This is a genomic window from Pectobacterium hainanensis, from assembly GCF_046237015.1.
Lineage (GTDB): Bacteria > Pseudomonadota > Gammaproteobacteria > Enterobacterales > Enterobacteriaceae > JBJYIN01.
This window is the reverse complement of sequence record NZ_JBJYIN010000050.1, coordinates 1-278: the sequence shown is the minus strand read 5'-3', so window position 1 is coordinate 278 and position 278 is coordinate 1. Positions and strand designations below refer to the sequence as shown.

Sequence of the window (278 nt, the reverse complement as noted above, 5' to 3'; positions counted from 1 at the left end):
ACTTGAGCGTATAGTAGATGATGGGGTAGACGCGGTCGATGTCGGTCTTGATGAGGTTGAGGTCAAGCAGACTGTTCATACCTACACCTTCTCGTGTTGTTTTGGAGGCTTCGGCATCAGCACCGCCCTTGTCCGCATCGTCCGTTTTGGCTTTGTCAGCATCGCCTATCGCTGCAATCGTCGCTGCATCCTGTTGAGAGGCTTCAAGTTTAGCCTGTTCTGCCTTGCCTTTGCTCGCAGCGTTGCGCTTTTCGAGCAGCTCCAATGCTGTCGCGCTC

The 278-nt window shown here is 54.0% G+C and carries 1 protein-coding gene; it reads right to left on the bottom strand.

Annotated features, from left to right (window positions below; genetic code table 11):
* A partial coding sequence (locus tag ACKPVM_RS20475) for a hypothetical protein (RefSeq protein WP_409311583.1) occupies window positions 1-278 on the bottom strand: 278 nt, incomplete at both ends.